Annotated in this window: 1 protein-coding gene; it reads right to left on the reverse strand. The window is 47.3% G+C overall.

Annotation, left to right across the window (positions count from 1 at the left end; all coding sequences use genetic code 11):
• On the reverse strand, positions 1-770 hold a 770-nt coding region (locus tag ABF463_RS12525; protein ID WP_415534032.1), incomplete at its 3' end, for a nitroreductase family protein.
• Positions 771-866 lie beyond the last annotated feature (96 nt).

Below are 866 nucleotides of genomic sequence, written 5' to 3' on the forward strand. Positions count from 1 at the left end.
CGCCTGTACTTTACGTCGGGATAGCCGATTACAAGTGCGGTCAAAACCGTTTTTCCAGCTGGGACCCCGACCATTTTCTTCGTTTTCTCATTTTCGGCGCTCCTTGTGATAAATCCGCTGTAAAGCACGCCAAGGCCATTTGCGCAGGCCACAAGTTCCATATTCGATGCCGCAAGCCCCGCATCAATCGGATTGTCGCCGGCAATCAAAATGACAATAGGAGCACCGAAAAACACTTCGTCTTTTGCGTTGGGATTCTTCTTGTAAGTATCCTCAAACCCGATCCAACGCCGCGCATAGCTTTGCATGGGTGCCGGCGTGTTTTTCGCAGCAAGAATCACGCGACCCTGTTTCGCAAGATTTTCTATGACCAGTCCGCGAAACAGCTTCATTTGTTTTTCAACGACAATAAAAGAAAGGTCCTGACGGTTTGCCGCCGTCGCCGTATATCTTCCGGCCTCAATCATTTGCGTAAGCAGGTCTTTTTCAACCGGACGGTCTTTATACTGACGGATGGAGCGCCTGCTCTTAATAAACGACAAAAGTTCCTCGGCAGTAAGTTTTTGTGCTGGAATATCCGTGACATCCTGCATATCATAATCCGTAATTTCCACGGCATTTGCAGGACAGATGGCAACGCAATGGCCGCACTGCATACAGTTTTCGCTTACAGGACGTGCTTTTCCGTTTTCAATCATCAGGTTGTGTGGAAAACAGTCCTTTACACACATGCCGCACCCTATGCATTTTTCAGTATTAATCCGAATCATTTTGCCCTCCCGATCCATTTGCTTCGAGTGTAACTTCACTTAGCTATTTATATGCTAAGTGAAGTTACACTCGAAGCAAATGGATTGGGAGGGCAA

The organism is Ethanoligenens sp. (assembly GCF_047718355.1).
Taxonomy (GTDB): Bacteria; Bacillota; Clostridia; order Oscillospirales; family Ethanoligenentaceae; genus Ethanoligenens.